Here is a 14,933-nt window from a genome sequence, read left to right on the forward strand (position 1 = left end):
TGCGGATATCAGCTTCGCCGGCGCTTGATGAGGGTTTTGCGACAAGCGCACCGCACACTGGGCCTGAAACGCGACCGGCAAGGACTTGGCGCGATCGGAATTGGCCGTATCGCCGTATGCGGCGGACTGCTGCTGGTCGGTCTGGCCGCCGGACCGGCCGGCGCCGCGGATCGCTTTTGGGATCCGAGCGGCACGACCGCAGGGCGCGGCGGCGCCGGAGCGTGGGATACGACGTCGTTATTCTGGAGTCCGAACGGCGACGGCGTCAGCGGCCCCTACACGACATGGAACAATGCGTCAGTCGACCGCGCCTTCCTTGGTGGCGCCGCGGGCGGCATCGTTACCCTCAACACGGCCATCACCGCAAACAGCCTCGTCTTTGAAACGGCCGGCTACACGCTCAACAACAACACGCTGACGCTGTCCGGCGCGACACCGACGATCACCGTCAACTCCAACGTGACCGCGACCATCAACTCCATGCTCGCCGGTACCGGTGGCCTAACCGTGGCGGGGGGCAATGCCAACAGTACGCTGACCCTGAACGGCGCCAACACGTTCAGCGGCGGCATCAACGTCACCGGGGGCACACTCGTCGTCAATGGCGACGCGGCGCTTGGCAATGCTGCCAACGGCCTGACGATGGCCGGCGGAACGACCCTCTCCAGCACCGGCGCATTGAACGCCGGCCGGCTCGTTACGCTCAGCGGTGGCACGGTCACGGTGTCCGGTGCCGGGGTCGGCTCGGTGCGATATACTGGCGCGGGAGGGCTTGCCGTTCAAGGTGGCGTGACACTCAATAACAATAACAATGACTATACCGGCCAGACCACGACGTCGAATGGCGGCACGGTTTCCTTCACCTCGATCGGCGATCTCGGCGTTGCGAGCTCGCTCGGCGCGCCGACCACGGTCGCGAATGGCACGGTTGGCGTCAGCGCCTTCGCAGGCGGCAACGGGCTGGCCGTCTATACCGGGAGCGGAAACACGTCCAACCGCAACTGGCAAATGACCTCCGACGGCCAGGGTCAGGCCGTCCTGACGAACTCCGGCACAGGTACGCTGACGATCACCGGCAATATCGCCGCCAGCGGCATCGTTTCGATCCAATTCAACGCACAGACCGCGGATATCGGGCTGCTCGGCATCATCAGCAGCAGCAGCACGCAAACCGTGCTGTTCAACGGCTCGAGCGCGGCGCGCAGCATCACGCTCGGCGGCAACAATACCTATGCCGGCGCCACCACAATCCAGAACGTCACGGTCAAGGCCAATTCTCTCGCTGATACCGGGACTGTAAGCTCGCTTGGCACCGGAACCAGCGGCGGGATCACCATCACCAACGGCAGCCTGACGTATGTCGGCACCGGCGGCAGCAGCAACCGCGCGATGACGCTTGCGGGCAGCGTCGGCCTTGGCGATAGCGGCACTGGCGGTCTCACCCTCAGTGGCGCGATGACCTTCACGGGGACAGGCAATACCCTGACGCTGGGTGGGACTTTTGCAGGCGTGAGCACCCTGTCCGGCGCGCTCACCGGCACCACCAACCTCGCCATGAACGGCGCTGCTGGGAATACCTGGCTCCTGACCGCCACCAACAACTTCACCGGCACCACCACCGTGAACGGCGGCACGCTGCAGCTCGGCAATGCCCAGGCGCTCGGCCTGGTGCCGCAGGCCCTTGCAGTCAATGGCGGAACGCTCGACCTTAGCGGCATCAACCTGACCGCGACCACGCTCGCGGGCACCGGCGGCAGCGTGGCGCTGAACGGCGCCAATCTCACGCTGAACGGCACCACGAGCACCAGCTACGCCGGCAGCCTGACCGGCAATGGCGGCTTCGTCAAAGGCGGCACCGGCACCCTGACGTTGGCCGGCCAGAGCACGTATACCGGCAACACCACGGTCAATGGCGGCACGCTGAAGCTCGACTTCTCTCCGGCCGGCGGCGCCACCAGCAACATCCTATCGGCCTCGTCGGCGCTGAACATGAGCGGCGGCACGCTCAACGTAACTGGCGCGGCGGGCGAAGCGGACACGCAAACCTTCAACGGCTCCAATATTACCGCCGGCAACAACACGATCAGCGCGACCTCAGGCGGGGGCGGCAGCGTCACCGTCAATCTCGGCCCCATCAGTCACACCGGCGGTCTCGTCAACTTCATCCTGCCCGGCAGCGGCAACATCACCACCAGCAATGCGACGCTGGGCGGCTGGGCTACGGTCAACAGCACGGATTATGCGCAGGTCGTCGGCGGCAACATCACGGCGTTCACGGCGTATGCGAACAAAGATAACGCCGCCACCTGGGTGGGCGGCGACGTCGTCAGCGACGCCGGCGGCGCCGCCAACACGCCCTATTTCGGCACGGTCAGCAGCAATGTGCAGCTCGGCGGACTGAAGTACACAGCCAACGCCAATTCTACCGTGACGATCGCCGCCGGCAACACGCTCGGCGTCGACGGCACCATCATCGTGGCGCCCTCGGTCGGCAGTTCGAACCAGACCATCACCGGCGGATCGCTGACCGGCGCTGCCGGCGGCGGCACGCTTGGCGTGCTGCAGAACGGCACCGGCAACTTCACCATTTCCTCGACCATCACCGACAATGGCGGCGCGGTCGGCTTCACCAAGGCCGGCACCGGGCTGGTGACACTGAACAACAACAACAGCTACACCGGCGTTACGACCGTGAGCGGCGGCACGCTGTCGGTCACCAGCATCGGCAATGGCGGAACGAACAGCGCCATCGGCGCCTCCTCCGCGGCGTCTTCCAACCTGGTGATCGAAAGCGGCACGCTGAGCTATAACGGCGCGACCGCCACCACCAACCGCGGCTTCACGCTCGTCAATGGCGGCGCCTCGCGGGCGATCGACGTCGCAGGCGCGACCAACCTGACCTTCACAGGTTTGGTCACCAGCCCGGACGACGCCGGCCTCACCAAGACCAACACCGGCACCCTGACGCTCGCCAACGGCGGCAACAACTATGTCGGCGCGACCACAGTCAGCGGCGGTGTTCTCTCGGTCAATACGCTGGCCAATGGCGGAAGTGTCAGCGGCATCGGCGCCTCCAGCAGCAACTCAAGCAACCTGGTCCTCGGGACCGGCGGCACGCTGCAATATACCGGCACCACCGCGAGCAGCGACCGCGGCTTCACGCTCAGTGGCGGTGTGGGAGCGATCGACGTCAGCAACGTCGCCAGCATTCTGACTCTGAGCGGTACCGCGCTCGGCTCCGGCAGTCTGAACAAGCAGGGCGCTGGCGCGCTGGTGCTGTCGGGCACCAATACCTATACCGGCGGTACGAACGTGAGCGGCGGCACGCTGCGCGCCGGCTCGACCCAGGCATTCGGCGATCCGACCTCGAACGGAACGACGGTCGCGAGCGGTGCCACGCTGGACCTCAACGGCTTCAACAACACGCTGACTTCGCTGAGCGGCGCCGGAAACGTGACGTTGGGCGCGGCGACGCTGACGATCAGCAGCAATGGCGGCAGCTTCTCGGGCGCCATCAGCGGCACCGGCGGACTGGCGAAGACTGGTGGCGGGACGCAGATCCTGAGCGGCTGCAATAGCACCTATACCGGCGCGACCACCATCAGCGGCAGCACCGTTCTGAGCGTCGACTGCCTGGCGAATGGCGGGCAGCCGAGCGCGATCGGCGCGTCAACCAATGCCTCCGCCAACCTCGTTCTCAACTCTGCCACGCTGAAGTACACCGGCGGCAGCGTGACCACCGACCGCGGGATCACGCTCCAGGGGACTAGCGCAATCATCGTAGACGATGGCAACAGCTCCACGACCTCCGTCCTCGAATTCACGGGCAACGTGGTCGGCGGCGGAAGCCTGATCAAACAAGGTTCCGATACGCTGGCGCTGTCCGGCACCAACACCTACAGTCACACGACCGTGAGCGCCGGCACGCTGCGAGCCGGCTCCACGCAGGCGATCGGCGCCGCAACCATGGCGGTAGCTTCCGGCGCGACGCTTGATCTCAACGGGTTCAGCAACACGGTTTCCGCGCTTTTCGGGGCCGGCAACGTGACGCTGGGCTCTGGCACGTTGACCATCAACGGCGGCGGGGGAACATTCAGCGGCGCGATCAGCGGCACCGGCGGACTGACGAAGACTGGCGGCGGGACACAGATTCTGACCGGTTGCAACAACAGCTATACCGGGGCGACCACGATCAGTGGCGGCGGGACGCTGAGCGTCGACTGTCTCGCCAATGGCGGCAGCAACAGCGGCCTCGGCGCCTCCGGCGCAGTGGCGGGCAATCTCGTGCTGAATAACGGCACGCTGACGTACACGGGCGCGGGCGGAGCCGCCGGCACGACCGATCGGTCGTTCACGCTCGGCCCGTCCGGCGGCACACTTGACGCTTCCGGCACCGGAGCGGTGACCTTCACCGGGGCCGGCCCGATCGCGTTCAGCAGCGCCAACACCGCGCAAATGCTGACATTGACCGGTACAAATACCGGCAATAACGGCCTCGCCGCGCAGATCACCGACAATGGCACCGGCAAGACGTCGCTCATCAAAGCCGGGATAGGAACTTGGATCCTCAATAACGCGAACAGCACCTACACCGGCGTGACCAGCATCAACGGCGGTGTGCTCGGCGTCAGCCATCTCGCCAACGGCGGTCAGGCCAGCTCGATCGGCGCCTCGTCAAGTGCCGCCTCCAACCTCGTCATCGGCAACAATTCGGTGCTGCGCTACACCGGCACCGGCGACAGCACTGATCGCCTGTTCACGCTCGCGGCCGGCACCTCCGCGATCGAATCCTCCGGCACCGGAGCGATCAATTTCACCAACACCGCGGCGATCACCTATTCGGGCAGCGGCACGCGCACGATCGGCTTGGGCGGCACCAATACCTCCTTCAACACCATGGGTGCGACGATCACCGACGGTCCAGGCGGCGCCACCACGCTGTCCAAGAGCGGCACCGGCACCTGGGTCTTGACCGGGAACAACACCTACACCGGCAACACCGTCATCAACGACGGCAATCTGATGATCGGCAATGGCGGGACCAGCGGCAATGCCGGTGCCGGCAACGTCATCGTCAACTCCGCCACCTCGACGCTGTCGTTCAATCGCAGCGACACCTTCAATTTCAACGGCACGCTGAGCGGACCCGGCTCGATCGCGCAGATCGGCACCGGCACCACCGTGCTCACCTCCGCCAGCAACAACATCGGCAATACCAGCATCAGCGCCGGCACGCTGCAGGTCAACGGCGGCCTTACCACGGCTACGATCGGCATGACCGGCACCTCGACGCTGACGGTCAACGGCACGGTGCAGGCGACAGGTGCTGCACCGGCGGCCTTGACCGGCGATGGCGGCGCCAGCACGATCAATATCGCTGCGGGAGGAATCCTGCGCGCCAACGGCAATCTCGGCGATGGCAATGATACGCTCAATCTCACCGGCACGCTGGACACCGGCGCCGGCACTCTCAACATGGGCGCCGGCAACGACACCGTCGTGCTCAATGATCCCGCGGTGCTCAGCGGTACCGGCGTCGACAGCGGCGCCGGCACCAACACGTTGCAGGTGAACAACGCCGCGGCGCGCACGCTCGATGCATCGCAAATCAATTCGTTCCAGATACTAATCAAGCAGAACAACGGCACGCTGACGCTGACCGGCAACAACAATTTCTCCGCGGGCACCACCATCCAGGCCGGCACCCTGCAGATCGGCAATGGCGGCGCGTCCGGCACGCTCGGCAGCGGCGACGTGCTTAACAACGGTGCACTCGTCTTCAACCGCACCGGCACGCTCACGATGACCGGCGCGATCTCCGGCGGCGGTGCGGTGAACCAGATCGGCGGCGGCACGACCATCCTGTCCGGCAATAACAGCTACACCGGCGCGACCACCGTCGCGGCCGGCACGCTCATCGTCAACGGCGACCAGACCGCGGCGACCGGGGCCACGACAGTCGCGAGCGGGGCAACGCTCGGCGGCAGCGGCATCATCGGCGGCGGTGTCACGATCGCGAACGGCGCGACGCTAGCGCCCGGCGACGTCGGCAACGCGCCGGGAACGCTCACAATCAAGCAGAATCTGACGCTGAACAGCGGCTCGGTCACAAACGTCAATTTCGGTCAGGCGAACGTGGTCGGCGGACCCTTGAACGACCATATCATTGTCGGTGGCAACCTGACTCTCGCCGGCACGCTCAACGTCTCGACGACGCCCGGCGGCTCGTTCAGCCCCGGTCTCTACCGGGTCATGAGCTACAACGGCATCCTGACGAACAACGGCCTTGCGATCGGGACGATACCATCGCCGAACTTCTTCCTGCAGACCTCGGTGGCGAACCAGGTCAACCTGGTCAACACGTCGGGCCTGACGCTGAACTTCTGGGACGGCAATGCCGGTCCGAAGAACGACGGTGTGATCAACGGGGGTAACGGCGTCTGGCAGAACTCTGCGGGCAACGACAACTGGACCACGATCTCGGGATCGCCGAACGCACCGTTCACCGACGCGGCGTTTGCGGTGTTTGCCGGGACCGGCGGCAACGTCACGGTCGACAACAGCCTTGGCCAGGTCAGCGCTTCAGGCATGCAGTTCGCGGCCAATGGCTATCATCTCTCCGGCGGTTCAATCCTGCTGGCCGGCGCCCCTGACTCGGTCATCCGGGTCGGCGACGGCACGGCGGCGGGCGCAAGCTTCATCGCGACCATCGACAATGTGCTTGATGGCAACACCCGGCTGGTCAAGACCGACCTCGGCACCCTGGTGCTGAACGGCGCCAACACCTACACCGGCGGCACCGCGATGAACGGCGGCACCGTGCAAGTTTCGAACGATGCCAATCTCGGTGCGGCCGGGGCGGGGCTGTCCTTTGATGGCGGCACGCTGCGGAACACGGCTGCGATGAGCACGGCACGTGCGGTCACCCTCAACGGCGGAGGCGGCACCTTCCAGACCGACGGCGACCTTTCGGTGTCGACCGCGATCGGCGGCGCCGGCGGGCTGACCAAGACCGGTGTGGCCACACTGACGCTGACCGGCGACGGCACCTATACCGGCGGCACCACCATCTCGGCCGGCACGCTGCAACTCGGTAACGGCGGCACCTCGGGCTCGGTCCTCGGCGACATCGTCAACAACAGCGCGCTGGCCTTCAACCGCTCCGATACGTTCACTCTGCCCGGCGCCATCTCCGGCACCGGCGCGGTGTCGCAGATCGGCAGCGGCAACACGGTTCTGACCGGCAACAGCACCTATAGCGGCGGCACGACCATTTCCGCCGGCACGCTGCAACTCGGCAATGGCGGCACCTCCGGCTCGATTGCCGGCAATGTGCTCAACAACGCCGTGCTCGCCTTCAACCGCTCCGACAGCCTCACCTTCGCCGGCCTGATTTCCGGCACCGGCGCGGTGAACCAGATCGGCAGCGGCACCACCATCCTGACCGCCAACAACAGCTATACCGGCCCGACCACGGTCTCTACTGGGACGCTCATCGTCAACGGCGACCAGAGCGCGGCCACAGGGCCGACGTTCGTCGGCAGCGGCGGCACGCTGGGCGGCATCGGCACGATCGGCGGCAGCGTCGCGGTCGCGGATGGCGCGATCAATCCGGGTAACCCGGGCAACGTCCCGGGCACCCTGACCATCCAGAACAACCTGTCGCTCGCCAGCAATTCGACCCTGAACTACAATTTCGGTCAGGCCAACGTGGTGGGCGGGGCGTTGAACGACCTCACCATCGTCAAGGGCAACCTGACGCTTGACGGCACGATCAACGTGACGGCCACCGCCGGCAGCAGCTTCGACGCAGGCATCTACCGCGTCATCAGCTACAGCGGCGGCCTGACGGATAATGGCCTGCAAACGGGCACGATCCCGTCGCCAAACTACTTCGTCCAGACCTCGGTCGCCAACCAGGTCAACCTGGTCAATACCGCAGGCCTGACGTTGAATTTCTGGGACGGCAATGCCGGGCCGAAGTTCAACAATGCTGTCAACGGCGGCAACGGCGTCTGGCAAAATTCCGCGGGCAATGACAACTGGACGACGATCGCAGGCGACATCAACGCGCCGTTCACGAATGCGGCGTTTGCGATCTTCGCTGCCACGCCCGGCACCGTCACGGTCGACAACAGCCTCGGCCAGGTCTCGGCTTCCGGCATGCAGTTCGCCTCCAATGGCTATCATCTGGTCGGCGGCGAGATCGCGCTGGCGGGCTCGCCGTCCTCGATCATCCGCGTCGGCGACGGCACGGCGCCCGGCGCAAGCTACGTCGCCACCATCGACAACGTGCTGAGCGGCAACACGCAGCTGGTCAAGACCGATCTCGGCACGCTGGTTCTGAACGGGATCAACACCTACACGAACGGCGCCGCAATCAACGGCGGTACCTTGCGCATCTCGCAGGATGCCAATCTCGGCGCGGCGAGTGGTGGCCTCGCTCTCGACGGCGGCACGCTGCAGAACACGGCCGAGTTCACCAGCGCACGCGGAGTGACCATCGGCGCCGCCGGCGGCACGTTCCAGACCGATGCGGATCTCACGCTCTCCAGCCTGATCTCGGGCGCGGGCTCGCTGACCAAGACCGGCAATGCCACCCTCGTCCTCAACGGCAACAACGCCTACGCCGGCCCCACCACCATCTCGGCCGGCACGCTGATCGTTAGCGGCGATCAGTCCGCGGCAACGGGGCTCACCACCGTCAGCAACGGCGCGATTCTCGCTGGCACAGGTACACTCGGCGGCAGCCTCACAGTAGCCAGCGGCGGCGCCATCAATCCAGGCAATATCGGCACGCCGGGAACGCTGACAGTCAATGGCGACCTCGCCCTCAGCTCGGGCTCAGTGCTGAACTACCGGTTCGGGCAGGCCAATGTAGTCGGCGGTGCGCTGAACGACCTCGTCAACGTGCACGGTAGTCTCACGCTTGATGGCACGCTGAACGTCAGCGTCCCTGCCGGTGGCACCTTCGGCCCCGGCATCTATCGCGTGATCAACTACGATGGCTCGCTGATCGACAATGGTCTGGCGCTCGGCACAATTCCAGCGAGCGGCTCGTTCGTCCAGACCTCAATCGCGCACCAGGTCAATCTGGTCAACGCGGTGGGCCTGACGCTGAATTACTGGGACGGCGCGGCCGGTCCGAAGTTCGACAACGTCATCAACGGTGGCAACGGCGTCTGGCAGAACTCCGCGGGCAACGATAACTGGACGAATGACACGGGCGCCATCAACGCGCCGTTCACGAACGCGGCCTTCGCGATCTTCTCGGCCGCGCCGGGCACGGTGACCGTCGATAACAGCCTCGGGCAGGTCATGGCCTCGGGAATGCAGTTCGCAAGCAACGGCTATCACATCGTCGGCGGCGAGATCGCGCTTGCCGGTACGCCGACCTCGACCATTCGGGTCGGCGATGGCACGGCGGCCGGTGCGAGCTTCGTCGCGACTATCGACAGCGTGCTGAGCGGCAACACCCAGCTGGTGAAGACCGATCTTGGCACGCTGGTCCTGAACGGCGTCAATACCTACACCGGCGGTACTTCCGTCAATGGCGGCACGCTCTCGATCTCGAGCGACGCCAATCTCGGCGCCGCCGGCACCGGCATCACGCTCGACACCGGCACGCTGCAGACCACCGCCGACATCGCGACGGACCGCAACGTCACTGTGCCCTCGACCGGCACCTTCCTGACCAATGCCGGCACCACCTTGACCCTCAACGGCACCATTTCGGGCGCCGGCGATGTGGTCAAGGATGGTGCCGGCACGCTGCTCCTGAATGGCGCGGCGAGCAACGCAGGCGCGACCGTGGTGGCCTCGGGGATCTTGCGCGCGGGTGCGGCCAATGTCCTCAGTTCGGCTTCGGCCTTCACGGTGTTGGGTGGCGCGACGCTCGATCTCAATGGCCAGAGCCAAACTGTCGCGTCGCTCGGCAATGCGGGCACTGTCAGCCTCAACGGCGCACCGGGCACGACGCTGACTGTCACCGGCAACTACGTCGGCGCCGGCGGCCTGCTCAACGTCAATACCGCGCTTGGCGACGATGCCTCGGCAACCGACAAGCTCGTGGTTGGAGGCAGCACATCAGGCACAAGCGCGGTGAAGGTGACCAATGTCGGAGGAGCCGGAGCGCCGACCAACCAGGGCATCAAGATCATCGATGTCGCCGGCGCTTCCAACGGCACGTTTAATCTGCTCGGCGACTATGTTTTCCAGGGCCAGCAGGCGGTCGTCGGCGGTGCCTACGCCTACACGCTGCAGCAGAACACAGGCGACGGCGACTGGTACCTGAAGTCCGCCCTGGCCAATCCGCCGCCGGCTACTCCAGCCGGCCCGCTGTACCAGCCTGGGGTGCCTCTCTACGAGAACTACGCGCAGGTGCTGCTCGGCATGAACGAAATGCCCTCGCTGCAGCAGCGCGTCGGCAATCGCTACTGGGGCGGGGCGGACGCGATGGCGAGCACGAATCTCGGCACCGCGCCGACCGATGGTTCATGGATGCAATCGGCGTGGTGGGGCCGCATCGACGGCAAACATGCCGACCTGAACCCGTCCACCACCACCGGCTCGACCTACAAGTACGATCAAATGAGATTCCAGACCGGGCTGGATGGCGCGGTGCTCGACAACGAGCGCGGCAGGCTGATCGTCGGCATCACCGCACAATACGTCCAGTCGACCGCCAACATCGCCTCGTTCTTCGGCAATGGCCGCATCCGCGCCGACGGCAGCGGCGTGGGCGGCACGCTGACCTGGTACGGCAATAACGGCTTTTACGTCGATGCCCAGGCGCAGAGCATGTTCTATCACAGCGACATATTCTCGGCGCTGGTCGGGACCATGACGCACGGCAATCAAGGTTTTGGCTACGGCTTCAGCGTGGAGAGCGGCAAGCGGTTCGGGATCGGCAATGGCTGGTGGCTGACGCCGCAGGCGCAGCTTGCCTATTCGAAGGTGAGCTTCGACAGCTTCGCCGATCGCTTCAACGCGCTGGTCTCGATCGGCAACGCCGACAGCCTGCTCGGACGCGCCGGTTTGTCGCTCAATCACCAGAAAACCTGGAACAACGACTCCGGTATCGTCCGCTCCGACGTCTACGCGATCGGAAATGTCTATTATGAATTCCTGAACGGCACCAAGGTGGACGTGTCAGGCACGAGCTTTGCGAGCGCCAATGACCGGCTGTGGGGCAGCATCGGTGCCGGCGGCACCTATAGCTGGGCGAATGGCCGTTACGCGATCTTCGGAGAGGTCTCCTACAATGCCAGTCTCGCCAATAGCGGCGACAGCCATAGCTACAAAGGTACAGGTGGATTCCGCATTGTGTGGTAAGCGGGGCGATGGCGGTGACTGGCCCTTCAAGATAGCACGGCGCGTGCCCAACCCAGCGGAAGATCTATCGTGCGAAAAACCGTGAATCATATTAAGCGTTGGCCCCTGGGTATCTTTATCGTGCTCTTCTCGGTAGCAACTGCGACAGCCCAGCAAGGAAGCCCGCGGCCCGTGCCTTCACGTTCACCGCCCGCGCAAGCCGCACCAAATGCGCCGGCAACGCCCGCGCCTTCTCCGGCGCAGACCCCGCAAGGCGGCGCTCCGCAACGCACGACCGCAACCTACAACGACTGGGTCCTGCAATGCGAAACACAAGCCGCGCCTGCTTCGAGCAAGGTATGCGAAATCATCCAGGTCGCGCAGGTCCAAGGCACAAATCAGCCGTTCTCGCGTGTTGCTGTCGTGGCCCCGTCAAAGTCGACAAATCAGTTTAAGATTATCTAGCTATTTCAATGATATAAGAGTTCGTAGTTTTATTCTGACCGGCGCGCCAGCGGCTCTAGAAGCACTGAGATTTCAAAAACATCACGCAAATCATGGCTTTGACTGCGCTCAGGGGGCAGCACTCGGTCGTAGCTTTGATGCGCGCGTTGATGGGACTGATTAAGGACAAAAACGGGACGTACTACGCCCAGCGGAAGGTGACTGAGCGCCTCCAAGAGGCTGTTGCGCGTGTGCTCAACACCGGCCGGGACCGACAGGTGTTCCTCAAGAAGTCACTCGGCACCAAGCACCTAAAGGCGGCCAACGTGGCGGTCACACACGTCCTCGCGGATTTCGACCGGACGCTTGCGGATGCTGAGGCGCTGCTGAAGGACCGCCCTGTCATCCCCATCGCTGAACGATGCGCAAATAAAGCGCATGGCCGAAACTTATTACGCGGCTCGGTTGGCGAATGACGAGGGGGAACGCCGCGAGGGCACTGGGTCCGAGCCGTTGTTTCAAAGCATTGCAGCGCAGCTCAGCGCGGCGGGTATCGAATATCAAACCCCATTTGCCGTTGACGTGACGCCAGAGGTGGGCTTGTCGGACCGCGAAGTTCTGAAGCGCGCTGGCACACTCGAATACGAGCTAGCCCGCATTTCTCACACGGCCAATTGCTCTGTGATGGGGACGGGAGGATATGGCCCAGGCAACGAGGAGCCGTGGCGCCGAAAGCGCGGGCGATGATTTGGTTTTGAGTGTCTCCGTTGGGCCTTGTTGGTGATGCCGCCGATTGGGCGCGTCGCGGCGGCGCGTGTCAGGCCGGCGAGGCGCGAGCCTTGGCGGCTTCGGTCAGGCGGCGAGCCGCGTGTCCCCATTCTTCGGCGGCTGGGCAGGCGGACGCCATGGCGATCTTGATGCGGCGGACGCTGATGCGCACCAGCGCCCCGATCTTCAGGAGCTTGAGGCGGATGGTGCCGCAGGTGGCATCCGCGAAGGTAGTTTCAGCCAGGCCGACGCGCCGTAGGGCACAGATCAGCACATAGGCCATCGAGGCGAACCACAGCCTGAGCTGATTGGCGCGCATGGTCGCTGCGGAAGTGCGGTCGGCGTAGAGGTCGAGCTGGCACTCCTTGATGCGGTTCTCCATGTCGCCGCGGGCGCAGTAGATGTCCTCATAGAGCTGCCGCGCGCCCGCCTCGGTCGGCTTGAGCGAGGTGACGACGAAGCGCGGATTGGCCTCGCCTTGTGTCCACTCCGCCTTGGCGACGACGCGGCGTCTTCGGCTCCAGGTACCCGCTGCATTTCTCGCAAAGAAGCATCCGCCCGCGCGCATTCAGGACAAAGCGAACGACGCCTCGGCTTTTCGCGGTGTCCAGTTATAAGGGCGATAAGGTCTGGTACAACCGGTGCAACTTCTCGAGTGGATTGATTCACTGCGTCCTGATCAACTACCCCGCGAGCGAAGAGCGCGAGTGGGACGACATCGTAACGCGGATCAGCCTCTCGCTGAGGGGCAGATAACTCGGGTGCGGGATGACTCGCGCCAAGGCGCGTGGCTGCGAGAACACCGAGGTTACGGAGAGGCCGCCGCCTTTGGCTATCCTCGCGAGCGCTAGTTCTGAATAGCGGGTCGTGAGACCTTTGGCTATCCGCGACAGGCGCCGTAGTTCAACGGCGGGCGACGGTCCCTGCAGGTCAATGCGGGGCCACGATTGTCGTTCCTCCAATCTGCCCCAGTTGCCGCCGAAAACTCAAACGGGCGAGAAGCTGACGTCCGGAGCACCCAGCACCCATGCCTGCTAAGGAGCCAAAAAGCGGCTTGCGGTTTCGATACTATCCGCTCGCCGCAAACAGATCCCACTTCCCGGGCAGTCCTTTGAGTTCGTAAGAACCGCGCTCTGCGAATTTCAGCCCGGCTCCGGCGACGAGGTCCGTGACGACGCGCGACACCAGAACTTCGTCGGATCCGCAATGCGACATCACACGCGCGGCCCCATGCACGGCGATGCCACCAATGTCGTTGCCTCTAATCTCGATTTCCCCGGTGTGCAGGCCGGCGCGAACGGAGAGCCCGATCTGTTTCGCCGCCGAGCCAAAGGCGAGGGCGCAGCGCACCGCTCGTCCAGGACCGTCGAAGGTCGCGAGAACGCCATCACCAGTGCTCTTCACCAGATTGCCGCGGTGCTTACCGACAATTTCTCTTGCAATCTGATCGTGATTGCCGAGCACCCGAAGCCAGCGCTCGTCGCCCATCGCAGTCGCTCTGCGGGTGGAGTCAACAATATCGGTGAATAGCACGGTCGCGAGCACTCGCTCGAACTCAACCGTGCCATGATCGCGGCGGCCGGTGACGAACTCCTCGATATCTCCGGGCACGGCCTCATTGTTGGCGGTCCAGACCGCGTGGTCCCCAATGGGATATTCGATGTATCTGGCGCCCGAAATCGCGGCGGCGAGCTTTCGGCCGAGATCGACCGGCACTTGGAGATCGGCTTTGCTGTGCAACACCAGCGTCGGCACCTGCAACGTCGGCAGGATCGCGGTGACGTCGATCTGGCGGTTGAGTCGTAGGAGTGTTCGCAGCGCGCCGGGACTACTCGCCAACCGCTCCCACTTAGCATATTGCGCGATCACAGCTGGATCGACGGCCTCGCTCGGAGCGATGGTCTTTGTCAGATCGCCGGTACCCCACAGCCTTAGGATCTGCTCGAAGCGTGCTTCCCACGCCTCATCTGAGAGACGGTCCGCGGATCGGCTGAAACATCCCGTCAGAACTAGGTGCGACACGCGCTCGGGGTATGTCGCGCCGAACATGACACTCATGCAACCACCTTCGGAGAACCCGACCAGCGCCGCGCGCCTGGAGCCGATGGTATCCATGACGGCACGGACATCGTCCATACGCACTTCGAGCGACGGCGCACCCGATATCCGGTCCGACATCCCTTGTCCGCGCTTGTCGAAGGTCACGACCCGGGCGAATCCCGCGAGCCGTCGCAGAAAAGCGGTATATCCTGGCAATTCGTGCTGAAATTCGATGTGTGAGATGAAGCCGGGAACCAAAATCAGGTCGATCGGCCCGTCGCCCATTACTTGATAGGCGATGCTAACGTCGCCGCTCTGGGCATACCGCGTCTCTGGCAGCTTGAAGTCAGTCATCCAGCGGACCTCGG

The 14,933-nt window shown here is 64.4% G+C and carries 2 protein-coding genes and 3 pseudogenes; 3 read left to right on the forward strand and 2 right to left on the reverse strand.

All coding sequences use genetic code 11. From position 1 onward, the window contains the following. Nucleotides 1-126 precede the first annotated feature (126 nt). Both JJC00_RS01680 and JJC00_RS01690 read left to right on the forward strand, forming a co-directional pair. Nucleotides 127-11,271, forward strand: a pseudogene (locus JJC00_RS01680) (autotransporter-associated beta strand repeat-containing protein); the annotation flags it as partial. A 656-nt stretch (nt 11,272-11,927) separates the two neighbouring features. After that, the gene (locus tag JJC00_RS01690) at nt 11,928-12,233 is read left to right on the forward strand and encodes a DUF6538 domain-containing protein (RefSeq protein WP_200471054.1); all 306 of its coding nucleotides are present in this window, start codon (nt 11,928-11,930) and stop codon (nt 12,231-12,233) included. A 341-nt stretch (nt 12,234-12,574) separates the two neighbouring features. Here JJC00_RS01690 and JJC00_RS01695 read toward each other — a convergent pair. Next, a pseudogene (locus JJC00_RS01695) lies at nt 12,575-13,072 on the reverse strand (transposase); the annotation flags it as partial. Between JJC00_RS01695 and JJC00_RS37715 the strand changes: the two are divergent. Next, a pseudogene (locus JJC00_RS37715) lies at nt 13,053-13,281 on the forward strand (hypothetical protein); the annotation flags it as partial. The pseudogenes JJC00_RS01695 and JJC00_RS37715 sit on opposite strands and share 20 nt — an antisense overlap. Nucleotides 13,282-13,593: 312 nt before the next feature. Here JJC00_RS37715 and JJC00_RS01700 read toward each other — a convergent pair. Continuing rightward, nucleotides 13,594-14,919 carry an adenylate/guanylate cyclase domain-containing protein gene (locus JJC00_RS01700; RefSeq protein ID WP_200471055.1) on the reverse strand — a complete coding sequence of 442 codons (1,326 nt, stop codon included), beginning with the start codon at nt 14,917-14,919 and terminating at the stop codon, nt 13,594-13,596. Between the last annotated feature and the right edge of the window lie 14 nt (nt 14,920-14,933).

Origin of the sequence: Bradyrhizobium diazoefficiens, assembly GCF_016616885.1 — a bacterium.
Lineage (GTDB): Bacteria > Pseudomonadota > Alphaproteobacteria > Rhizobiales > Xanthobacteraceae > Bradyrhizobium > Bradyrhizobium diazoefficiens_F.